This window comes from Pontibacter rugosus (assembly GCF_042678745.1).
GTDB classification, from domain to species: Bacteria; Bacteroidota; Bacteroidia; order Cytophagales; family Hymenobacteraceae; genus Pontibacter; species Pontibacter rugosus.
Genome location: NZ_JBHTLD010000055.1, coordinates 1 through 23,451, shown reverse-complemented (window position 1 = coordinate 23,451; position 23,451 = coordinate 1). Strand labels below are relative to the sequence as shown.

Below are 23,451 nucleotides of genomic sequence, written 5' to 3'. Positions count from 1 at the left end.
TTAGCTGTTTATTCACAGCTGCACCTGATTGTATTGCGCTTAAACTAAAAGCTTTTGAGGTTTAACCAAACTATAAGTCTGGCAGGAGAGGAGGTGCGTATGTAAGTATAAACCAAACATTAAAAGACATGTCAGACAGTAAGAAAGATAAAGACAAAGATCCCTGCTGGAAAAATTATGAACAGGTTGGAATGAAAGAAAAAGACGGAAATCAGGTACCGAATTGTGTTCCTAAAAACGACTCCAGCAGCAGTTCAAAGAAGAAAAGCTAAACCAACAGCTATACAATTTGCACAGAAATAGCCCTGCCAAAAGCGGGGCTATTTTGTTTTTAATCAGCTTACACCGGTTTATCTGGTTTTCTCTCTGTCCGGTCTATGTTTAACGGTTGATGCTCTGTAGGGTGCGCAAAAATTCCGTACCTTTGCCGAATTGTTGTAGCCGGACCATGTGGAATAAGATTGCCATTTTTATTATCAAGAATAGGCTAAGGCTGATGTTGATCTTAGCCGTGCTTACTGCGTTTATGGGGTACCATGCCCGCAACGTAGAAATGTCGTACGACTTCGCCAACGTGGTGAGTCCTGACGACCCCGACATGCAGTACTTCACCCGCTTTAAGCAAACTTTTGGCGAAGACGGAAATGTGCTGGTAGTGGGGATGCAGGATAAGAGCATCTATCAGCTTCAGAAGTTTAAACAACTGCAGAAGCTAACGGAGCAGGTTAGCCAGGTAGAAGGCGTAAAGGGAGTAATTGCTCTGCCAAGCCTGGTGCAGGTCGTAAAAGATACTGCTGAGCGCAAGTTTACCACACAGAACATATTTGCCCCTTTTCCGCAAACACAGTCACGGCTTGATAGCCTGCTGCAGGTAGTAGAAAATCAGCACTTCTACAACGGGCAAATCATCAACCAAAAGACAGGAGCCACCCTGCTGGCCATCACCGTAGATCCAGCTTACCTCAACTCTGCCCGTCGTGTAGAGGTAATGGATAATATTTCTGCGCTGACAGAGCAATTCACAAAAGATACGAAAATACAGCTGCACTACGCAGGCCTGCCCTATGTGCGCGCGGTGATGACAACTAAAGTAGCTTCTGAAATGAAGCTGTTCCTGGTGCTGGCCCTGCTCGTAACAGCTGTTACGCTGTTTATCTTCTTCCGCTCGTTCTATGCGGTGCTTGTCCCGATGCTGGTGATCAGTGTGGTGGTGGTATGGGTGATGGGCACCATTTCGCTGTTCGGATATAAGATATCACTGCTCACCGGGCTTATTCCTTCCATCATCGTGGTCATCGGCATCCCGAACACCACGTACCTGCTGGCCCGTTACCACTTCGACTACAGACGCCACGGCAATAAGGTACTGGCGCTGACAAGGGTGATAAGCAAGATTGGTCTGGTGAATTTGGTGAACAATGCGACCACGGCCATTGGCTTTATCGTGTTCACCTTTACGCACATCGCCATCCTGTATGAGTTTGGCGTGGTGGCAGGCATCAACATCTTTGTCACCTTTATTATAAGTATGATTCTGGTGCCGGCGCTGTTTTCTTACTTGCCGCCGCCAACCGAGCGCCAGCTGCGCCACCTCGATGCCAAGCCACTGAACAAGCTGCTGGAGTTCTTCGATTTTATCGTGCACCGCAAGCGCCCGCTGGTATACTTTTTCCTCACGCTTATACTTGGCCTCTCTTTCTGGGGCATCTATAAAGTGAAGACGGTTTCTTATATGGTGGATGACCTGCCGGAGGAAAGCAGCGTGAATGCTGATCTTGCTTTTTTTGAGCAGCACTTTAACGGGGTGATGCCGCTGGAGATTATCGTGGACACAGGCATCAAACAAGGCGTGATGCGTTTGCCGAACCTGCGCAAGCTGAGTGAGCTGGAGGACTTCCTGCACACGCAGCCTATACTTTCCGCACCTATCTCTGTGGCTGGTTTAGTGAAGACGGCTACGCAGGCTTTTTACGAAGGCGATCCTAGCTCTTACCGCCTGCCAGACAATACGGAGCGTAACTTCATATTCAGTTACCTCGCCAAGCAGAACGATGGGGCGAATCAAAAACTGCTGCGCGCTTTCGTAGACAGCACCGGCCAGAGTGCCCGCATCTCCCTAAAAGTGGCAGACGTAGGTTCCCGCCAGCTAGACACGCTCATCAACAAAAGAATTAAACCACAGCTGCGTGAAATTTACGGTGGTGAGGGCGTAACCGTAGCCGATGAGGGAAACACCATGCGCTTTACCCGCGACGATAGCGGCGCCGAAACAACTGTAAACCTGACGGGCACTACGCTGTTGTTTATCAAGGGAAATCAGTACCTCATCAACAACCTGCGCTCTAGTTTGCTGCTGGCGTTCGTGTTAGTAACTTTTATAATAGCCTTGTTGTTTAAATCTGTCAGGGTAGTAGTAATATCGCTGATACCGAACATGATACCGCTGATTATAGCTGGTGGGTTGATGGGGCTTTTCAACATACCGCTGAAGCCAAGTACAGCGTTAATTTTTAGTATAGCACTAGGCATTGCGATAGATGATTCGATCCACTTCCTGGCTAAGTATAGGTCGGAGTTGCACGCCAACGGCTTTAACGTGAGCAAGGCCATTACGAGCAGTTTGATAGAGGCAGGTACAAGTATGATCTATACTTCGCTGATACTGTTCTTTGGTTTCGTTATCTTCGCCTTTTCGGAGTTTGGCGGTACCAAAGCGCTGGGCATACTGATGTCGGTAAGCCTGCTGATTGCTTTATTTACAAACCTGATTATCTTGCCTACGTTGTTGATGAGTTTCGACAGCGGCAAGTACATACATGAACCGGATGCCCTGATTGAGGGCTACGAAGAATATTACGACGAAGACAGCGACGCTGAGTTAGATCTGGCCCAGCTTCGTTTGAAATTAGATCAAGAGGAACAAGAACCAGAAAATGGTAAAGTACAACGAGTATAAAAATCTAAACTACGCCAAAGTAGGCGAAGATGTACTGGAGTTCTGGAAGAAGAACAACATCTTTGAAAAATCGGTGGCTACCCGCGAGGGCAACGCCCCGTTCGTGTTTTACGAAGGACCACCTTCAGCAAACGGTAAGCCGGGCATTCACCACGTGATGGCCCGTGCCGTGAAAGATATTTTCTGCCGCTACAAAACCCTGAAAGGATTTCAGGTAAACCGTAAAGGCGGCTGGGACACCCACGGCCTGCCCATCGAGTTGCAGGTAGAGAAGGAGCTGGGCATTACGAAAGAGGATATCGGCAAAACAATCTCTGTAGAGGAGTATAACCAGCGCTGCCGCGAAACGGTGATGCGTTTCAAGAACCAGTGGGATACGCTTACCGAGCAGATGGGCTACTGGGTAGACCTGAACAACCCGTACATCACCTTCGAGGACGAGTATATCGAGTCTTGCTGGGCGCTGCTGCGCAGGCTGTACGACAAAGGCTACCTGTACAAAGGCTATACTATCCAGCCATTCTCTCCGGCAGCCGGCACCGGCCTTAGCTCGCACGAGCTAAACCAGCCGGGCTGCTACAAAATGGTGAAGGATACCACCATCGTGGCGCAGTTTGAGGTGAAGAAGATCACCCGCAACATGTTCCTGTTCGAGAACGAGGACGAGAAAGTATACTTCCTTGCCTGGACGACTACGCCGTGGACGCTTCCTGCCAACACAGGCTTGGCTGTAGGCAAAGGCATCAAGTATGTAAAGGTAAAATCTTTCAACCCATATACATTTGAGCCGATCTCGGTGGTATTGGGTAAAGACCTCGTAAGCCGCTACTTCAACCCGAAAGCTGCTGACCTGGCGCTGGAAGATTTCAAACCGGGCGACAAGCTGATTCCTTTCAAAGTAGTAGAAGAGTTTACCGGAGCTGATCTGAACGGGGCAGAGTACCACCAGCTGCTGCCATACGTGCAGCCAGAGAAGCCAGCTTTCCGTGTAGTGATCGGTGATTTCGTAACGACAGAAGATGGTACCGGTATTGTGCACATCTCGCCAACTTTTGGTGCAGACGATGCCCGTGTAGCTGCGCAGAATGATATTCCGTCGCTGCTGGTGCTAGACGAAAACGGAAAGCTAGGCCCGATCGTGGACAGGCAAGGCCGCTTCGTGAAAGAGATCACCGACTTTGCCGGCATGTATGTGAAGAACTACACTGGCGAAGATGAGAACGGGGTAGACTACAAACCAACGGACGTTAAGATTGCCATCAAGCTAAAAGAAGAAGGCAAGGCGTTCAAGGTAGAGAAGTACGAGCACACGTACCCACATTGCTGGAGAACAGATATGCCGGTGCTATACTATCCGCTGGATAGCTGGTTTATCAAAACCACGGCTGTGAAGGACAGGTTGATCGAGCTGAACAAAACCATCAACTGGAAACCAGAGTCCACGGGTACTGGTCGTTTCGGTAACTGGCTCGAGAACCTGGTAGACTGGAACCTGTCGCGTTCGCGCTACTGGGGTACGCCGCTGCCAATCTGGAGAACAGAAGACGGGGAGGAAGAAATCTGCATCGGCTCTATTGCAGAACTGCATGAAGAGATAGCCAAAGCAGTAGAAGCAGGTGTGATGGATGCTGGTGTAGAGGTAAAAGACCTGCACCGCCCTTATGTGGACAACATCATATTGCTTAGTAAGTCTGGTAAGGCAATGTACAGAGAGCCAGACCTTATCGACGTTTGGTTTGATTCTGGCGCGATGCCTTATGCACAGTGGCACTACCCAATCGAGAACAAGGAAATCTTTGAAAAGAACTTCCCTGCTGATTTCATTGCGGAAGGTGTAGACCAGACACGCGGCTGGTTCTTTACGCTGCACGCACTAGCTGTTATGCTGGAAGATAGTGTAGCGTACAAGAACGTCATCGCGAACGGCTTGGTGCTGGATAAGAACGGCAACAAGATGAGCAAGCGCCTTGGCAACGCCATCGATCCGTTTGAGATGATCGGCCAATATGGTCCGGATGCGGTGCGTTGGTACATGATCGCGAATGCGCCACCTTGGGACAACCTGAAGTTCAACCCGGATGGCGTAGTGGAGACGCAGCGTCGTTTCTTCGGCACACTGCAGAACACCTACTCGTTCTTCGCGCTGTATGCCAACCTCGACAACTTTACGTACTCGGAGGCTGATGTGCCGATGGCGCAGCGTACAGAGTCTGATCGTTGGATCATCTCAAAGCTGAACACACTGGTGCAGGATGTAGACAGCCACTATGCGGACTATGACCCAACGCGCGCTGCCCGTGCCATTCAGGATTTCGTGGTAGACGACCTGAGCAACTGGTACGTGCGCCTGAACCGCAAGCGTTTCTGGAAAGGCGAGTACAACACCGATAAAATGGCCGCTTACCAGACGCTTTATACTTGCCTGGAGACAGTGGCTAAACTAGCTTCTCCGGTGGCTCCGTTCTACGCAGAGCAGTTGTTCCTGGATCTGAACAGCGTGAGTGGCAGAAACGAGGTAGAATCGGTACACCTGGCACTATATCCAGAGGTAACGGAAGGTGCTATTGATAAGGATCTGGAAGAGCGTATGCAACTGGCGCAAACCGTATCGTCTCTGGTGCACTCGCTGCGCAAGAAGGAGATGATCAAGGTACGTCAGCCACTGCACCGCATCCTGATTCCGGTACTGAACGATAGAATGCGTGCGCAGATTGATGCCGTAGCCGACCTGATTCTAAGCGAGGTGAACGTGAAGGAGATCGAGTATATCGACGATACATCAGGCGTACTGGTGAAGAAGATCAAGCCGAACTTTAAGAAGCTGGGCCAAGTATTCGGGCCGAAGATGAAGCTGGTTGCCGCCGCCGTGCAGCGCATGGACCAGAACGACATTGCCACGCTGGAGCGTGAAGGTGGTTTTGAGGTGATGCTGAACGAGGAGGAAACAGCCGTACTAACACCGGACGACGTGGAAATCTCTTCCGAGGATATCCCGGGCTGGCTGGTTGCCAACGAAGGCAAACTGACAGTAGCGCTGGATATCACCCTGACAGAGGAACTGAAGCAGGAAGGCATAGCCCGCGATCTTGTAAACCGCATCCAGAACCTGCGTAAGGATACGAACCTGGAGGTGCAGGATAAGATCCATATCCTGTTGCAGCGTAGTGTGCCCGAGGTAACAGCAGCGGTAGACAACTACAGCAACTATATCTGTGCCGAAACGCAGGCTTTGTCGCTGGAGACAGTAGAGACGCTTGACAGTGCTACTTTGTTAGATATCGACGAGTACAAAGTATATATTCAGATACAGACGGAGAAAGCATCCGTATAAAACAAGAAGCACCCGTAGCAAGTACGGGTGCTTTTATACTTTAAGAAGTATATTGCAGCGGCTTCTTTAGCCTTTTGATACAGCGGAGAGTCTAAAATCTAACGTCTAATATCTAAAGTCTATAAAGAGCTGCATAAAGAACAGATATGAAATACCTGAAATATTACCTGGCTGCGTTGGCCGTTATCCTGGTAGACCAGGCCGTGAAGCTGCTCGTGCACTACAACATGGAAATGGGCATGCCCGGCGAAATAGTGCTACTCGGCGATTGGCTGAAACTGCACTATACTTTAAATCCAGGTATGGCCTTTGGTGTGGAGCTGGGCTCTGACTATGGTAAGCTTATGTTAACTATGTTTCGGTTAGTGGCTATGTTTGGTATTGGCTATTACCTGTATTACCTGGCCAGCCATAAAGCCCCGAAGGGCCTTATCTGGTGCATAGCGCTTATACTTGGTGGAGCCATCGGTAATCTAGTCGACAGTACCTTCTATGGTGTTTGGTTTGATAATGCACCTTATGGTTCATCTACGCCTTGGTTTCACGGGCAGGTAGTTGATATGTTTTATGTAGATATATGGGAAGGCATTGTGCCGCATTGGGTGCCGCTGTTAGGTGGCAAGCCTATGTCGCTGTGGCCAATTTTTAACGTAGCAGACTCTGCCATTTTTATAGGTGTGCTGCTGATCCTGTTTAACCAGAAACGGTTTTTCGGAGAAGAGCCTCAGCCAGCACAAAGATCCATGATGGAGAGAGAACAAGGTCTGTAAAGAATAGAGAGCAAAGTATAAAACAATAGCGGCTGCCTGAACAAGGCAGCCGCTATTGTTTTAAGACCTCTGTATTTGTTAATTTTGAATAAATGAATGATTAAATAACTGACTGACTCCTGTTGTGGGAAGAAATAGTCAAAAGAGTTTGGTAAGTCATATACTTGGTGATTCCCTTTTGTCATCCTGTAGGTATCCTGTGGGCAAGCTGAGAAGGCTATCGCGCTCCGCAACCAAGATCTTTCCAAGATGACAAAAGGAAATAGTGCAAGTATAAGAATCGTCAGTCAATCATATAAAATTCAGTTATTCAAAAGTCAGTTATTCAAAATCAATAATTCACTCCAGACGCTCGCAGGAGCTGCGCACACTGCGAGATCTACAGAATCCCTTTCTCCTCTAAAGCCTTCCGCAACTCTTCCGGCGAAGTAAAGTGAATAGACTCTATTCCCAGTTTCTCAGCTGCTTTCACGTTACGCAGGTTATCATCAATAAAAATGGCTTCAGACGGATGTACATCATAACGCTTTAGCAAGGTGTGGTAGAAAGAATCAAAGGGCTTGCGGTCTTTCTCGGTACCAGAAACCACCACACCGTCAAACCAGTTTAGGAATTCAAAACGTTCTACTGCAATTGGCCATGTTTCTGCCGACCAGTTGGTGAGAGCATAGATGTTATACTTGCCGCTATCCTTTAGCTCCCGAAAAATAGCAACTGTACCTTCAATAGCACCGCCCAGCATTTCTTCCCAGCGGCCATAAAACGCTTTTATGTTCTCTTCCTGCTCCGGATACTGCGCCACAAGTATATCTGTCGCCTCCTTCAAAGAGCGGCCACCATCCTGTTCCTCATTCCATTCAGGGGTGCAGATGTTTTCCAGGAAGTGTTGCATGTCGGCTTCCTTCTTAAATAGTTTGCGGTACAGGTAGTGCGGGTTCCAGTCAATCAGCACAGCTCCTAGGTCGAAAATGATCGTTTTAATCATAGGTGTTATTTGTCAGTTGTAAGTAGTAAAGCAAAAGTATAGCCTGTTGCCCAGGATAGCAACTAAGTCTTACTGCCTTCTAAGAGCTAACAGAAGAGTACGCATCATCTCGAAAAAAAGCTTATTTTTACCAAAAGCACAAACTGATTTTACCCTTGGCAACACCTATCCCCATACTTCAGGTCAGAGAATTAGAAACGGTTTTCTCCACGCACCGTGGCACAACCACAGCCGTGAATAAAGTGTCGTTTGAGGTTTACCCAGGTGAAACAGTAGCCATAGTAGGTGAATCTGGGTCGGGTAAGTCCGTTACATCGCTGTCGGTGATGCGGCTTATCAATACGCCGCCGGGTAAGATAGCAGGAGGGGAAGCCATTTTTCAGTCAGAGAAATTTGGGCAGGTAGATCTGGTATCGCTGCCTGAGAAGCAGATGCAGCAGATACGCGGTAACGAGATCAGCATGATTTTTCAGGAGCCGATGTCGTCGCTAAACCCGGTTTATACGTGTGGAAAACAAGTGGCGGAGGTGCTATTGCTTCATACTGACTTATCAGAAAAACAAGCCAAAGAACGTACTATACAGCTTTTTGAGAAGGCAAGGCTGCCAAGGCCAGAGAAGATTTATGATGCTTATCCACATGAGATTTCAGGTGGACAGAAGCAGCGTGTGATGATTGCCATGGCCATGGCCTGCGAGCCAAGTATACTTATTGCCGACGAGCCCACCACTGCCTTAGATGTAACGGTGCAGGCACGCATGCTACAGCTGATTGATGAGCTACGGGTAAAGGAGAACACAGCAGTACTTTTCATCACACACGATTTAGGTGTGGTAGCTGAGATAGCCGATCGTATCCTGGTCATGTATAAAGGCAAATTGGTGGAGCAGGGAAAGGTGCTGGATATCTTCACCAACCCGCAGCACCCTTACACCAAAGGCTTACTGGCCTGCCGGCCAAAACTATCAGCGAAGGCACAATCTGTACTTCCGACGGTGTCTGACTTTATGCAGGAAGATGAGTTCGGCAATATCATCGAAAAGAAGAAAGAGGTGCAAGAACCGTCGCTGGTGGATGTAGTAAATAACTACGTTGGTACCATTACGGACATAAAGCACGAGCGCGAGAATAAACAGAAGCCACCGCTACTGCAGGTGGAGAATCTAAAAGTATACTTCCCAATCAAGAAAGGCTTCTTTGGCCGCACTACCGACTATGTAAAAGCAGTAGACGGGGTAAGCTTTACCATCCAGCCCGGTGAAACAATCGGTTTGGTGGGAGAGTCGGGTTGTGGTAAAACTACGTTGGGACGAGCGTTGCTGCGCCTGGTGGAGCCAACCGAAGGGCGTATCATTTTTGAGGGGCAGGACATCGCACAGCTCAACCCAAAAGAGCTTCGCAAGAGCCGCCGCGATTTTCAGATGATCTTCCAAGATCCATACGCGTCCTTAAACCCGATGCATACCGTGGGCGATGCTATCATGGAGCCAATGCAGGTGCATAAACTCTATGCGAATGACAAAGAGAGACGTGCAAAAGCCATGGAACTACTTGATAAAGTGGGACTTTTGCCAGATCACTTTCAACGTTATCCACACGAGTTCTCAGGTGGGCAGCGGCAGCGTATAAGTATAGCCCGGGCCTTGGCACTACAGCCCAAGTGCATTATCTGTGATGAGTCGGTGTCGGCGTTGGACGTGTCGGTGCAGGCGCAGGTACTAAACCTGCTCAACAAATTGAAGCATGAGTTCCAGATCACCTACATCTTTATCACCCACGATTTGTCTGTTGCCAAGTACATGTCGGACCGTATCCTGGTCATGAGCAAAGGACAGATTGTGGAGAGCGGCACCCCAGATCAACTTTACCAGAACCCACAGCAGGAATACACCCGCACCCTCATCAGCGCCATTCCGAAAGGAGAGCCAGAGGATATCATCAAAGCGCAGGAAAAGCGTGAGCGGATGAAGGCAGGGCTATAAGTCTATTTGTCTGAATCAGGATTTACAGGATTATTGGATGGGCAGGATGGGGTAAAAGTTGCTTTAGCTGCCTTTACTTTGACGGTGCTGTAATTCAACCACCCCTAGCCCCTCTTTGTCTAAGGAGGGAAATCTGTAACTGCCGCTTCTAGGTACAAGCGCTGGAGCTAAGCTATTCAGGAGAACCCACCCCAGCCCCTCCAAGGAGGAGGAGAAGTCCGAGCTCCGTCAGTGGTGGCTACAGGAACCAAATCCCAGTCCTTGGGTTGAGCGCCTTGTAGAGTTCCGGTGCCCGTAAGGGCATTGCGGCCGAAGGGTAGCAAAGGAAGGCTACACAGCGCAATACCCGAGTACGAGGCCCCGCGGCCGTGAGCTCTCCAAAGTATAAAGTATAAAGTATAAAGTGCAACGATTGTTGTTTGGGAGCTGGAGGATGAACAGAAACTAGCAAGAATAGCTTGGTTGAAGATGCTGCAAGTAGGGACAATGAAAGTATAAGCAGCGGCAGTCGAGTCACAAGCTGATGCTTTAGATAGAGACAACAGTTGGTCTTCCATACCTCTCATTGTACCACACATCACCAACCCTTCCAAAATCATAAAACCACGTTAACCCTATTTATATAGATTATTCTATATAACTTCACCTGAAAATAACCGCATACTTTAGCCTTACAGCTACTTCCGGCGTATAGAGAATAAACTATTTACCCGAAACATTGTAAGATAGAAGTGGTTGCTGCTTTAGCGACCGCAGATGCATTAAAAAGATACATGAGAAGTAAAAAGAATAAAAGCGGCGACGAAAGCCGTGACAAGCGCAACAGCTCCAGAGGACGGGGCGAATCATCTTCCAGCGGAAAGAACTCATCTAGAGGCAGGTCATCATCATCTCGAGGAGATTCCTCTTCTAAACGAGGAGGTGACGCCTCATCTCGCAAAGGAGGCCCAAAATCAGCGAAGGCACTCGTTTTAGAAGTTTTCTCTAACAGCCCGGATACCGTATTTACGGTACGCCAGTTGTTCCGCCGTCTTGGCATTATTGACCAGAAAGGCCGTGAGCAGGTAGAGAGCATTGTAAGTGCCCTGAAAAATGAAAACAAGCTGCTGCAGGTAGATGGCGATAAGTATATGATGAACCTGAAAATGGACATCATAACGGGCCGTGTAGATTTAGCGAATAGCAAGTATGCCTACATTGTATCAGAAGGCCGCGAAGAAGACGTGCGCGTGTTCCGTGAAAACCTGAATTATGCCATGGATGGCGACGTCGTGAAGGTGGAGGTCTCTCCAACGGTGCGCGGTGGTCGCCAGGAAGGTGTTGTAATTGAGGTGCTGGAGCGTTCTAGAACCGAGTTAGTGGGAATCATGGAGCTATCGAAAAACTTTGGGTTTGTAGTGCCAGATTTCAAAAAGCTATACTTTGATGTGTTCGTAGGAGAGCGTGGTCTGAACGGAGCCAACTCAGGCGATAAAGTATTGGTCAAAATTACTGAATGGCCTGATAAGCCAGACAAGAACCCAACAGGCGAAGTAATTCGTGTGTTTGGACCAGCTGGCGAAAATGAGGCTGAAATTCACTCGATCATGGCTGAGTTCGGTTTGCCATTTGAGTTTCCGGAAACGGTGGAAGAGGAGGCAGAGTCTATTTCGGATAAGATCACTGCAGGCGAAATTGCCAAGCGTCGGGACTTTAGAGATGTCACCACCTTTACCATAGACCCCGCCGATGCGAAAGACTTTGACGATGCCCTTTCTATTCAGAAACTAGAAAACGGTAACTGGGAAATAGGCGTGCACATTGCTGATGTAACGCATTATGTGCACCCAAAAACAATTTTAGAAAAAGAAGCCTTCCATAGAGCCACATCGGTATACTTGGTGGACCGAACCATTCCGATGCTACCGGAGCGCCTTTCTAACGGCCTTTGCTCATTAAGGCCAAACGAAGAGAAGCTAACTTTCTCTGTCGTGTTTGAGCTGGACGAGAAAGGAAAACTGTATGATACCTGGTACGGCCGCACGGTTATTTACTCCGACCGCCGCTTCTCTTACGAGGAAGCCCAGGAACGTATTGAGACGGGCGAAGGTGACTTTGCCGAGGAGGTGAATACGCTGAACAATATCGCTAAAAAGCTACAGGCAAAACGCTTTAAAAACGGAGCAATCTCTTTCGAAACAACAGAGGTGAAGTTTAACCTGTCTGAAGACGGTAAGCCGCTTTCTGTCTATGTGAAGGAGCGCAAAGACGCGCATAAGCTGATAGAAGAGTTCATGCTGCTGGCCAACAAAAAAGTAGCCGAGTTTGTGTACAACCTTGGCAAAGGCAAAAAGCGCCCAACCATGGTGTACCGTACCCACGGAAATCCAGACCCGGACAGGTTAGCTACTTTTGCTCTTTTTGCCCGTAAGTTTGGTTATAAAGTAGATCCTGACGGAGATATTTCTGACGAACTGAACCACCTGACAGCTGAGATTGAAGGTAAACCGGAGCAAAGCGTACTGCAGAACCTGGCTATCCGCACGATGGCCAAAGCCAAGTATAGCACCGAGCCGGAAGGTCACTTTGGTCTTGCTTTTGCACATTACTCTCACTTTACCTCCCCAATTCGCCGTTACCCAGATATGATGGCGCACCGTCTGTTGCAGCACTACCTCGATGGAGGTTCAACCACAGACAAAGAGGAGTATGAAGAGCGTTGCCGCCATTCTTCTGAAATGGAGAAACGTGCCGCCGACGCCGAGCGTGCCTCTATCAAGTATAAGCAGGTAGAATTTATGAAAGATACTATCGGCAACCAATACAAAGGCATTGTGTCTGGTGTCACAGAATGGGGTATCTTTGTGGAGATAGAAGAGAACAAGTGCGAGGGTATGGTACGCCTGTCAGATCTTAACGACGACTACTACGAGTTGGATGCTGATAACTATCGCATCATTGGTCGCCAGACAAAACGCATTATTTCGTTTGGTGATGAGGTGATGGTAGAGGTGAAGAGCGCCAACCTGAATGACCGCACCATCGATCTGGAACTGGTTAAAACACTAAAACAACATTAAATATCCTGTGGATATCAGCACCCTTTCTAATAAGATAAGTCAAACTTTATCCACGCTTCGTTACGGCGAAAACCCGACGGAGCTGTACGAACCCATACGCTACATAATGGCCTTAGGCGGCAAACGCATAAGGCCATTATTAGTGCTTTTGGCTGCAGAAATGTACGATGAGGAGGTTGAAACGGCATTATTGCCTGCTGCGGCAGTAGAGGTTTTCCACAACTTTACGCTCATGCACGACGACATCATGGACAAAGCCCCGCTGCGCCGTGGGCAACAAACCGTGCACGAAAAGTGGGATGCCAACACCGCCATACTTAGCGGCGATGTGATGCTCGTGCGCGCCTATGAGCTACTGCTGGGCGTAGAGCCAGATAAGCTGCGCAAGGTGCTGCAGCTCTTTAGCCAAACAGCTGCCGAAGTATGCGAGGGCCAGCAACTGGACATGAACTTTGAGCGCCGCGAGCAGGTGAGCCGGGAAGAATACATCCAGATGATTACGCTGAAGACAGCAGTGTTGCTGGGCTTTAGCTTGGAACTTGGAGGAATACTTCAGGGAGCACCCGAAGCTGATGCAGAGCATTTGAAATCCTTTGGCGATAATGTGGGCATTGCTTTCCAATTGCGCGACGACCTGCTGGATGTATATGGCGACCAGAACAAATTTGGCAAGCAGGTAGGCGGCGACATTCTTTCTGATAAGAAAACCTTCCTGATGCTGACAGCACTGGAGCAGGCAAGCGAGGAGCAGCTGAACATCATCCACAACTGGCGCAACCAGGGCGATGATTGTATTGCGGCTGACAAGGTAAAAGCCATCACAACTATTTATGACCAACTTGGCATCCGCCAGCAAACGGAGCAGCAAATAGAAGTATACTTCCAGAAGGCCATGCAGCATTTCAATGCCATTCAGCTACCCGAAGATCGAAAGGCAGCTATACGTGCTCTCACGCTTCAGCTAATGGAGCGGGACAGTTAGTTTTAATTGTGAATGAGTGGTTGAGCGAATGAGTAAATTTTTATTTTTTCCTGTTACTATTCCCTATAATCATAATCATCCTGAAAGGATTTCGGTGGCAAAGCCCTAAGGCAGTTGCGGATTGCTACCAGGATACTCATAAGACGGCAGCAAAGATTCAGTCATTCAAAAATCAGTTATTCAGAATTCACTCAATCATTCATTCAAAATTTAAACATGAGCGTTACCATCATCCTTATCATCATAACTGTAGGTATTTCGCTATATGCCTGGCAAAACGAAAGCCTGATGCATAAGTGGATTTTTCAGCCTTATGCCGTGCAGCGGGATAACTCCTGGTATCGCTTTATTACTTCAGGGTTCTTACACGCTGACTTCACGCACCTATTGTTTAACATGTTCACGCTGTTCTTCTTCGGAGATGTGGTAGAGCTTGTTTTTAAATCTGTGTATGGCGATACAACCGGTGTGCTATTATACTTGCTCGTGTACCTGGGCGGTATTATTGTATCAGACATCCCGACTTTTTTTAAGCACCGTAACGACCCGCCTTACCGTGCGCTGGGTGCCTCAGGTGGTGTGTCTTCTATTGTGTTTGCAAGTATACTATTTTATCCAACCCTGGATATCTGCCTCTTTGCCTTTATCTGTATTCCTGGTTTTATTTTCGGTGTGCTGTACATGATGTATTCTTACTTCTCGGGTAAACGCATGGGGGATAACATCAACCACGATGCCCACCTTTACGGTGCCTTATACGGGTTTTTGCTAAGCCTGCTGTTGGTGCCGCAGGCGCTGCCAAGCTTTGTGAATCAGATTGCTAACTGGCGCATGTTCTAGTGCTAGCAGGAAAGTAGCAGGTTAGCCGAAACGTTAGCTGTCTAGAGCTTGTTTTAATTTTGTTTTTACAAGTGAAAGCTGCCTGGAAAGGGTTCTGGTAAAGCTGTTTTAGAGCTTTATAGCAGCGTTATAAGGCGAGGAAAGCGTGAACCCAGGTTCGTTTAAGTGAGTTTGCAGCGCAAAGTATAAAATTTAAGCATGCTCTTATGTGCTTATACGTATACTATACTACAGCCTATACCACTATGACGTTACGCTACAGCTATATATACCATAGAATTGCCTTAGTTGCACTCATTCTCGCTTGTTGGCAGGTATCAATTGCCCAGAGCCAACCACAATCTCTTTTACAGCATGTTATACAGGAGCGACCTGTGTTAGCTGGTTTACTAACGAAGGCAGGTTTGGCTCCAGTTTTGTCTGCCGATGCGCCTGTTACCTTGCTTGCTCCTCCTGAAAGTGAGCTACAGAGTCTGCAGCAGGAGTCGCCAGAGCGTTTAAGGGCAATTCTTTCTAACCATATCATACTAGGCTCCTACCAGGAAAAGGATATGAAAGATGGATCTTCTATAAAAACCATTGGTGGAACAAGCCTTACAACCTACCGCAAAAAGGATTATACACTGGTAAACGGTTTACGCATCCAGCAGTCTGATCAGCAAGTGAAGAACGGAATCTTACATGAAATAATTGGCGTTTTACAAATATAAGCAGCTGCATTTATTTTGGGGATGCATTTTTACCTATCTTGCATATTAAGTATTTATACTGATTTTAAAGGGTAATTGTCCAAAGAACAATCTTTTTTGGCTTGAGGGCTTATAGAATACTTTTAAAGTTTAAGTACTTATACGGATATATGCGTATGTGATAAGAGACAATGTATAAAACTAGCGAACATACCGCACCAGAAACCGCGAATATCATGGTAGCACAAAACAAAAGTTACGAGCTGCTATACAGTAGTGCAGAGAAAAGAATTTATCTGGCAATTAAAGGATTTTGGAAGAATACTTCTGTAGCTCCTGATTATCTTGAAGATCTACAGAAAACAATTGATCTGACGGTGCCCGGTTTTTCTGTACTCTTGGATTTACGCAACATGATAACGCACCCACAGAAAGTGATGTGCCTTCATGTAGAGGCGCATAAGCTCCTAATGGATGCTGGCCTTAAGATAGCTGCCAGTATAGAGCCTGATGATCATATTTTTGCCTTGCAGATAGACGATATGGTCAATAAAAGTCAACTTCCCCTTTCTCGTTTTACCTCTTATAATCAGGCTGAAGCCTGGATTAAAAATCAATAAGCTGTAACTAACACTCCCACAGTAAAGTATAACGCCGGAAGGTACTCTGCATAGGTTAGGGTACAGGTTTACCCCACCTGCTGCCGCCTTTAGTTGGTTTGGCAAGCCAGAGATCGTGCTCCACCAGATATGTTGTGCTTATGACTGTCGAGATTATTATCGTTTTAGGGATAATTGTGCTGGCGGTTATACTGTTTGTAACCGAACGCCTTTCCATCGATACGGTTGCGGTCCTGATCATGCTGCTTTTCGTTTTAACTGGTATTCTAACACCGGTAGAAGGACTTGCAGGCTTTAGCAACCCTGCTACTATTACGGTAGCTAGCATGTTTATCATCAGCTCTGCTATCTCTAAATCTGGTGCTCTTAGTAGTGTAGGTATCGCCCTAACACGCATAGGTAGAAAAAATTACCTGTTATGCCTGCTTTCGCTTATGCTTATTGCGGCTGGTCTTTCAGCTTTTATTAACGATACAGCCGTGGTCGCGCTACTGATGCCTGTCGTCATTCAGGTAAGCCGCGATATAAAGGTCAGCCCCTCTAAACTACTCATCCCCTTAAGTTTTGGCTCCTTACTGGGAGGTGTGTGTACACTTATCGGCACATCTACTAACATTCTGGTAAGTGGCATTGCCCAGACCCAGGGCGAAAAACCTATAGGTATGTTTGAGCTTGCTCCGGCGGGCCTGTGTTTTCTAGTAGTGGGAGTAGCGTATATGTTTTTTGTGGGTAGGCACCTTTTGCCGAGCCGCAAGCTTTCCGAAAACCTGTCTGAAGAGTTTGACCTGGGAGATTACCTGACAGAGATTATATTATTGCCGGATTCCCCTTCAGTAGGACAGCAGCTACAGAAATCCGGCCTGGTACGTGACCTGGATATAGAAGTAATGCAGGTAACACGCAGCAAAGAAAAGATACAGGTTTTCCCTACACTTATACTTAAAGCCAATGATGTGCTAAAGGTGCGGATAGGAGTAGACAAACTGAAAAGCCTGAAACAGGAAAAAGGCGTTAAGCTGAAGTCGGAGCGCAAGTTCAGAGATGAGGACATGCGCATGAGCCACAGCAAACTGTATGAGGCTATCATCACGCCAAACTCTTACATGGAGGGCAAATCACTTAAAGAACTCGATTTCAGGTCTTATAACCACGGCGCTTCGGTGCTGGCTATTCGCCACCGCGATGAAATTCTGCACCAAAAGCCTACCCATGTAAAATTATCTGCCGGAGATGTGCTGCTGATTGGAGCCAATAATTTTCAGGCAGGTAAACTACGGCAGAACGAAGACCTGCTCATTATCTCCCAAACAGAGCGCAGCCACTTTAACTATGGTAAGATTATTCCGGTTTTGCTCATCAGCTTAGGCGTGATAGTAACTGCTGCAACAGGCCTAATGCCTATTGTGGTAAGTGCACTGGCTGGTGTGATGCTGCTGATTATGCTGGGAGGTATCCGAATAGAGGAAGTGTACAAAGTGATTGACTGGAAAGTGATTTTCATGCTGGCGGGTGTACTATCGATGGGGGCAGCATTGGAAAAAACCGGCGCTGCCAAACTTTTGGCTGACTACCTGATTTACGGTGTCGGAGATTATGGGCCACACGCGCTGTTATCAGTCTTCTTTTTTATCACTTTTATGGCCACTAACTTTATGTCAAACAACGCTACGGCAGCTTTGCTGGCACCCATTGCCATAGTTACAGCCGAAGAGATGGGGGTGAGTGTAAGGCCTTTCCTGATGGCTGTAGCTTATGCCGCCTCCTTAAGTTTTATGACACCCATGGGCTATCAAACCAATACCATGATTTACGGGCCCGGCAATTACCGCTTCGCTGATTACCTAAAAGTAGGCACACCACTCAACATTCTGCTCTGGATTGTAGCCTCTATTATTATTCCGTTTTTCTTTCCGTTTTAGAAGATTTCGTTCCACGTGGATTATTTTCGTTTGATCGGCTTCACCCCATATTTGTGAAGCTGTGGGGTAGTACATTTGCAAGTATGAATATGTGCAAAATATCTCTAGCGCTGTGGTGCTTATTAGTGGCATCTTCACTCCGGGCGCAAAATACAGCCAAGGAGGTGACGCACCAGCAGTTAGTATGGTACGGGTACAATAATACACTGGAGCTAAGTGAGCGATGGAGCATCAACGTAGAAGTAGAGGAGCGGCGCTTTATAAATCCAGATGAGCAGCACCAGTTCTTGACAAGGGGGCAGGCGCGCTATACTTTAGGGAAAGGATGGGAAGCTGCTGCCGGTTTCGCTTACTTCCTGCAAAGCCCTCATGACCCACACGCAGCGGTAAAGCTGGTAGTGCCGGAACTTCGGCCACATCTGCAACTCGACTACAAGCAACCCCTGCATAAGCTAACGATAGCACATCGGTATCGAGCCGAGAGAAGGTACTTTAGAAACACTGCCGATGGAGAACTGGCAGAAGGCTATACTTCGAATTACCGCTTTAGGTATCGGTTGAGTTTAGAATATCCCTTGCTGAAGATCGGGCAGCAGCCTTTAAAAGCGAAGCTAAACAACGAGCTCATGTTTAACGCTGGCAAAAACATCACGAACAACAGGTTTGATCAGAACAGGATTTACCTTGGCTTAAGCTATCCGGTACACAAGAACGTGAGCGTAGAAGCTGGTTACCTGAAGTGGTTTCAGCAAAGTGCGTCAGGTTATCAATTCTACGACAGAGATATACTTCGCTTTATAGTTAGCCACAGGGTCGACTTAAAACGAAAAGAAGCTGAATAATAAGCAATTTTGAATAACTGACTTTTGAATAATTGAATGGGTGAATACAGGTTATACTCCAGCTGCGTAAGCTTTACCTACTTGTTAGAGCTTGTTTACATTTCGTTTTTGCAAGCGAAAGCTGAATGGAATAGGTTTTGGCAAAGCGGTTTTAGAGCTTCATAGCAGCGCTATGGGGCGAGAAAAGCGTGAAGCCAGGTTCCTTTACAGGCTTTTGCAGCGCAAAGGATGAATTTTAAACATGTTCTTAACTAGTTTCTTTCAGTTCGCATAGTTACTCATTCAGAATTTAGTCATTCAGTTATTCAAAATTACAAATAGCCTCTTGCCTGCAGCTGAAACAGCTCCGCATACTTGCCGTTTTGTGCCAGTAGCTCTTCATGCGAGCCAAGTTCCTTTAGCTGGCCCTGCTCCAAAAACAGAATTCTATCGGCCATACGCACGGTAGAGAAGCGGTGGGAGATAAGCACGGCAGTGCGGCCTTCGATTAATTCCGAAAAGCGCAGGAATACCTCATGTTCAGCGCGGGCATCAAGCGCAGAAGTAGGCTCATCAAGTATAAGCAGCTGCGCATCGCGCATGTAGGCGCGGGCCAAGGCCACTTTCTGCCACTCGCCACCCGATAGCTCTACGCCATTGTTGAAGCGCTTGCCCAGTACCTGCTCATACTTATCCGGCAGGCGTTGAATCACAAGGTCGGCAAGGCTTTTCTGGGCAGAGCCTTGTATGCGCTCTTTGTCCCTGATGTTACTGATCTGGCCAATGGCGATGTTGTCGGAGGCGGTCATCTGGAAGCGCACGTAGTCCTGAAAAATAATACCCACCTGGTGGCGCAGATCATTTAGGTCATACTCGCGGAGGTCTTTGCCGTCTAAAAGTATTCGCCCTTCGTTTGGCTCGTATAGCCTCGCCAGCAGCTTTACCAGTGTAGTTTTGCCAGCTCCGTTTTCCCCAACCAAGGCCAGTTTTTCACCGGCTCTTAAATGAAATGATAGGTGCCGTACAGCCCATCTTTCAGAGTTATGATACTTGAACCCAACATTCTCAAAAGTAAAACCCTCCTGAATAGGCCGAGGCAAAGGCAGCGGGTTTGCGGGTGGTGTGATCTGTGGTTGTAGCGCCAGGAAATCGAACAGGTCCTGCAAGTATAAAGCGCTCTCGGCTATCTGTGAAAAGCGCGTCATGATGCCCTGCAGCAGCCCACGCATACTGCTGAACGAGCCAGCCAGAAAGGTTAAGCTACCGACTGTAATTACTCCGGCCACCGTTTGCATTAGTATAAACACGTAAGCACCGTAGTAGGCCAACGTGCCGAGCGCAGACAAGGCGCTGCCCCAGAAAGCGCGCTTCATGGTAATGCCTTTGTTAAGCAGGTAGTATTTGTCTGATAACTCTTTAAAACGACTTGACAGGAAGCCGGATAAGTTAAAGGTTTTGATCTCTTTGGCTGTCTCGTCGGAGGCACCAATGTAGCGCAGGTAGTCCAGCTCACGGCGTTCAGGTGTCCAAGAGCGGGAGAGGGAGTAGCTACGTTCATTAAAGTGCGTCTCGCCGAGGAAAGACGGTATCACGGCCACCAGCAGTATAAGTATAAGCCAGGGGTTGAAAGCAATCAAACCGGCCGCCAAAAATGCAATAGTAACGATATCCTGCCCCTGCGAGAGCACCTGCGACATAAGCACTACCCGCGACACAGTTTGACGGCGCGCCCGCTCTAGCTTATCGTAAAAAGTAGCATCTTCGAACTGCGCCAAATCCAACTTAGCCGCATGCTCAATCAGCGCCACAGATGTTTGGTTAGAAAACAGGTCGCCGAGCAGGCTATCTACCAGGGTAATGCCCCGGTTAATGATGTCCGAAAGTATAGCCAAGCCCAGTTCCAGCGCCACAATGGTCCAGAGGTAGGTGAGACTTTGTTCTCCGGGCACATCCAGCAGCCGGATTACCTCATCTATAATCAGCTTGCCTACATACAGCAAAGCCAGCGGCAGAGCGGCTTTTACCAGGCGCAGCAGCAGGTTTATGATCGTGAGGCTAGGGCTGGTGTCCCACACCATCCGAAAAAACGTAGGCAAGTTTTTAAGCGCACTTGCCTGTTCGCGCAGGCTTTTCTTTTCCTGTTGGTCTGCTGTATCTCTCGTTCCTTTCTTCGCTTTGCTCATAGTAGATATGGAGGGAGTGCCGTGCTTTATGGCAACTCTAGATAGCTATACAGCCAGCTATAGGTTTTGTTCTTAAAAATGTAATTGCACTGTTTAGTTTGCCTGATGCTCAGTTGTGGCAACCATAGCTATTCTGTACTTTTGCTGCCTATTATCAGCTGTAGTAAACCAACCAATTTAATGAAAACCAACTTAAAGTCTGCACTAGTTATGGCACTGGCAGGCGCCATCTTATTTTTTGCTGATGCCGCCAAAGCACAGGTAAAGCACGTGCTGTATTACGATGCCACCAGACAGGCAATGACCAACCCGCAGGGTGCCAAGTTTGTGGAGGTGATAGAACGAAAACATGGTAAAGCTAAGGATGGCATTATCACGCTCTACAAGATTGTATCCGACACCTCAGATTATATAGCTTTATCAAAAGCATATTATACTTCGGTATATGAGCCACGCAAAATCCATGGGCAATTATTAACCTTTTTCCCTAACGGCAAAAGGCACAGCATTCAGTTTAGCAAAGGCGAAATGCACGGCGAACTGAAAACCTATTATACATCTGGCTTATTAAAGCGCGAAGAGCTCTATGAAAATGGAGAGCGCCTGGGCGGCAAGTGCTACGATGAGAAGGGCAAAGAAGTAGCCTTTGTACCTTACCGCGAAAAGCCATTATTTCCTGGCGGTGAACAAGCCATGCTAAGGTTTCTTGGTCAGAACACCCGTTACCCGGCTTCAAGCCAACGCAGGGGCATAAGTGGTGTAGTTGTAATAAGCTTTATTGTGGACGAAAACGGTGAACTATGCAATCCCGTTGTTGCGCAAAGTGTTGACCAAGACTTAGACAATGAGGCTCTAAGAGTGGTAAAGAAAATGCCTAAGTGGCAACCAGCTAAGCTAGAGGGTAAAGCCGTCAGTGCGAAATACAACTTGCCAGTACGATTTAGTTTAGGGCGATGAGGTAAGGTAGCCTAATAGTGGGTAACGAGAATAAGACAGACCGAATCAATCAGAATTGGCAGTACCTGGACTAGGAATGCCCTTACTATAATAGCAGAGGTTCGAGCTAATAGAATGTTTGCCCGTGGACGTTGGATACTTCCTGCCGCTGAAATGTTCAACTAGATAAAACTGTAAACGATGAAGAAGCTCCTTTTTGCGTTGCTGCTTATAGCCAGTATAGTTTATACTTCCCAGGCCCAGCAGAAGCCCGCACCGCGGGCAGATGTGGCAAGTATAGAAGCCATCACAGCGGCAGGCTTAAAAATCATCTCCGGCCCCAAAGGGCAGCAGCGCGACATGGAGGCGTTTAAGGCGCTGTTTCTGCCAAATGCACAGATGGGCGGTGTGTTCTACAAGGGCGACAGCAGCTTTGTGCGTTTAACAACAGCAGAGAAGTTTGCTGAAAGCAACGGTCCGGCTTATGCTGAAATAGGCTTTTATGAGAACCAGCTGGCACTGCGAACAGAGCGTTTCGGCAATCTGGCCATCGCTTTCCAGACATATGAAACGAGAGTTGGCAGCCCCACAGGCAAGGTAGAAGACAGAGGAGTAAACACCTATCAGTTAGTTTTTGATAAAGGCCGCTGGTGGATTGCCAGCCTGCTCTTTACCCCTGAAACTGCTACCCAGCCTATCCCGAAGAAATATCTTAAATAACCATTTTGCAGTATGATACCCTTATATGACAAGGTATCTGCTGTACTTCTTAACGGGTGTTGCCACGGCAACAGTTATTCTGTTCTTTAGGGGCTATATTCTGGTGCCCAAAAATACTTATGCTGATGTGGCCTTGCTGGCAGGTATGGCACTTTTTGGGCTAGCTTCCTGGCTAACGCTTTTCCGGATAAAGCTAGGTACACTGCTGGCGCTGCTCTGTTCTCTGGCGCTGGTGCCCTGGCTGGTGAGGATAGGGTTGCGTATTTGGGCTACAGGCTCCGATGCGCCACAGGTAGTGCAGATCGTTCATATTTCTGTTTCTGTGCTGGTGCTTTTCTCTTTGATTGTTAGTGCCCGCTATACGTTCAGCAGAGGTTCCTGGCGTTCCGGCACAACGGGGCCCGTTTTAATGCTAAAGCTATTCCTGGCTATCATGCCCTTGGCAATATTAATATCTTGGCTGCTGGTGATGAACAGAGTATAAGTATAAAATGGGTTAAAGGGCTTTCTGATATGTGTTGAGCGTAAATAGGTTTCCCCTTTACTGGCTGCGCCAATACCGTTAACCTGGGTCACAAAAAGCATATATGAGAAAAGCCCCGCCATTTAATGACGGGGCTTTCTCTCACCTTAAAACAAACTAAACTAATCTAAACTT

The 23,451-nt window shown here is 47.7% G+C and carries 17 protein-coding genes; 15 read left to right on the top strand and 2 right to left on the bottom strand.

Annotation, left to right across the window (positions count from 1 at the left end; all coding sequences use genetic code 11):
- The first annotated feature begins 128 nt into the window (after positions 1 to 128).
- The 4 genes from ACFQ2O_RS08175 to ACFQ2O_RS08160 all read left to right on the top strand — a co-directional run bounded on the left by ACFQ2O_RS08175 (position 129) and on the right by ACFQ2O_RS08160 (position 7,057).
- The gene (locus ACFQ2O_RS08175; protein ID WP_377525466.1) at positions 129 to 272 is read left to right on the top strand and encodes a hypothetical protein; all 144 of its coding nucleotides are present in this window, start codon (positions 129 to 131) and stop codon (positions 270 to 272) included.
- A 224-nt stretch (positions 273 to 496) separates the two neighbouring features.
- Positions 497 to 2,956 (top strand): efflux RND transporter permease subunit, encoded by a 2,460-nt coding sequence (locus tag ACFQ2O_RS08170; protein ID WP_377525463.1) that lies wholly within the window; start codon positions 497 to 499, stop codon positions 2,954 to 2,956.
- The gene (ileS, locus tag ACFQ2O_RS08165; protein ID WP_377525460.1) at positions 2,934 to 6,287 is read left to right on the top strand and encodes an isoleucine--tRNA ligase; all 3,354 of its coding nucleotides are present in this window, start codon (positions 2,934 to 2,936) and stop codon (positions 6,285 to 6,287) included. Before ACFQ2O_RS08170 ends, ileS begins: the two co-directional genes overlap by 23 nt.
- 146 nt (positions 6,288 to 6,433) lie before the next feature.
- Positions 6,434 to 7,057 carry a lipoprotein signal peptidase gene (locus ACFQ2O_RS08160; RefSeq protein WP_377525456.1) on the top strand — a complete coding sequence of 208 codons (624 nt, stop codon included), beginning with the start codon at positions 6,434 to 6,436 and terminating at the stop codon, positions 7,055 to 7,057.
- 379 nt (positions 7,058 to 7,436) lie between these two features.
- Here the strand turns inward: ACFQ2O_RS08160 and ACFQ2O_RS08155 are convergent, their stop codons facing one another.
- On the bottom strand, positions 7,437 to 8,042 hold the full coding sequence (locus tag ACFQ2O_RS08155) for an HAD family hydrolase (RefSeq protein WP_377525452.1): 606 nt from the start codon (positions 8,040 to 8,042) through the stop codon (positions 7,437 to 7,439).
- Between the two features lie 155 nt (positions 8,043 to 8,197).
- Between ACFQ2O_RS08155 and ACFQ2O_RS08150 the strand changes: the two genes are divergently transcribed.
- The 8 genes from ACFQ2O_RS08150 (at position 8,198) to ACFQ2O_RS08115 (ending at position 18,975) form a co-directional block, all read left to right on the top strand.
- Positions 8,198 to 10,024 (top strand): ABC transporter ATP-binding protein, encoded by a 1,827-nt coding sequence (locus tag ACFQ2O_RS08150; protein ID WP_377525449.1) that lies wholly within the window; start codon positions 8,198 to 8,200, stop codon positions 10,022 to 10,024.
- A gap of 773 nt (positions 10,025 to 10,797) precedes the next feature.
- Positions 10,798 to 13,083: a ribonuclease R gene (gene rnr / locus ACFQ2O_RS08145; RefSeq protein WP_377525446.1), complete on the top strand. Its 2,286-nt coding sequence runs from the start codon at positions 10,798 to 10,800 to the stop codon at positions 13,081 to 13,083.
- 7 nt (positions 13,084 to 13,090) lie between these two features.
- Positions 13,091 to 14,065 (top strand): polyprenyl synthetase family protein, encoded by a 975-nt coding sequence (locus ACFQ2O_RS08140; protein WP_377525443.1) that lies wholly within the window; start codon positions 13,091 to 13,093, stop codon positions 14,063 to 14,065.
- A gap of 216 nt (positions 14,066 to 14,281) precedes the next feature.
- The gene (locus ACFQ2O_RS08135; RefSeq protein WP_377525440.1) at positions 14,282 to 14,905 is read left to right on the top strand and encodes a rhomboid family intramembrane serine protease; all 624 of its coding nucleotides are present in this window, start codon (positions 14,282 to 14,284) and stop codon (positions 14,903 to 14,905) included.
- A gap of 245 nt (positions 14,906 to 15,150) precedes the next feature.
- A complete protein-coding gene (locus ACFQ2O_RS08130) occupies positions 15,151 to 15,615 on the top strand; it encodes a fasciclin domain-containing protein (RefSeq protein ID WP_377525436.1) in 465 nt (154 codons plus the stop codon).
- 170 nt (positions 15,616 to 15,785) lie between these two features.
- A complete protein-coding gene (locus ACFQ2O_RS08125) occupies positions 15,786 to 16,214 on the top strand; it encodes a hypothetical protein (RefSeq protein WP_377525433.1) in 429 nt (142 codons plus the stop codon).
- 140 nt (positions 16,215 to 16,354) lie between these two features.
- Complete coding sequence (locus ACFQ2O_RS08120) at positions 16,355 to 18,133, top strand: SLC13 family permease (protein ID WP_377525430.1); 1,779 nt, start codon at positions 16,355 to 16,357, stop codon at positions 18,131 to 18,133.
- A 125-nt stretch (positions 18,134 to 18,258) separates the two neighbouring features.
- Positions 18,259 to 18,975: a DUF2490 domain-containing protein gene (locus ACFQ2O_RS08115; RefSeq protein ID WP_377525427.1), complete on the top strand. Its 717-nt coding sequence runs from the start codon at positions 18,259 to 18,261 to the stop codon at positions 18,973 to 18,975.
- Positions 18,976 to 19,286: 311 nt separating this feature from the next.
- Here ACFQ2O_RS08115 and ACFQ2O_RS08110 read toward each other — a convergent pair whose 3' ends face one another.
- The gene (locus ACFQ2O_RS08110; RefSeq protein WP_377525424.1) at positions 19,287 to 21,137 is read right to left on the bottom strand and encodes an ABC transporter ATP-binding protein; all 1,851 of its coding nucleotides are present in this window, start codon (positions 21,135 to 21,137) and stop codon (positions 19,287 to 19,289) included.
- A gap of 180 nt (positions 21,138 to 21,317) precedes the next feature.
- Between ACFQ2O_RS08110 and ACFQ2O_RS08105 the strand changes: the two genes are divergently transcribed.
- From ACFQ2O_RS08105 to ACFQ2O_RS08095, 3 genes are all read left to right on the top strand, one after another.
- Positions 21,318 to 22,094 carry a TonB family protein gene (locus ACFQ2O_RS08105; protein WP_377525421.1) on the top strand — a complete coding sequence of 259 codons (777 nt, stop codon included), beginning with the start codon at positions 21,318 to 21,320 and terminating at the stop codon, positions 22,092 to 22,094.
- 180 nt (positions 22,095 to 22,274) lie between these two features.
- Positions 22,275 to 22,793: a hypothetical protein gene (locus tag ACFQ2O_RS08100; RefSeq protein WP_377525418.1), complete on the top strand. Its 519-nt coding sequence runs from the start codon at positions 22,275 to 22,277 to the stop codon at positions 22,791 to 22,793.
- A gap of 25 nt (positions 22,794 to 22,818) precedes the next feature.
- The gene (locus ACFQ2O_RS08095) at positions 22,819 to 23,277 is read left to right on the top strand and encodes a hypothetical protein (RefSeq protein ID WP_377525415.1); all 459 of its coding nucleotides are present in this window, start codon (positions 22,819 to 22,821) and stop codon (positions 23,275 to 23,277) included.
- Positions 23,278 to 23,451: the final 174 nt, after the last annotated feature.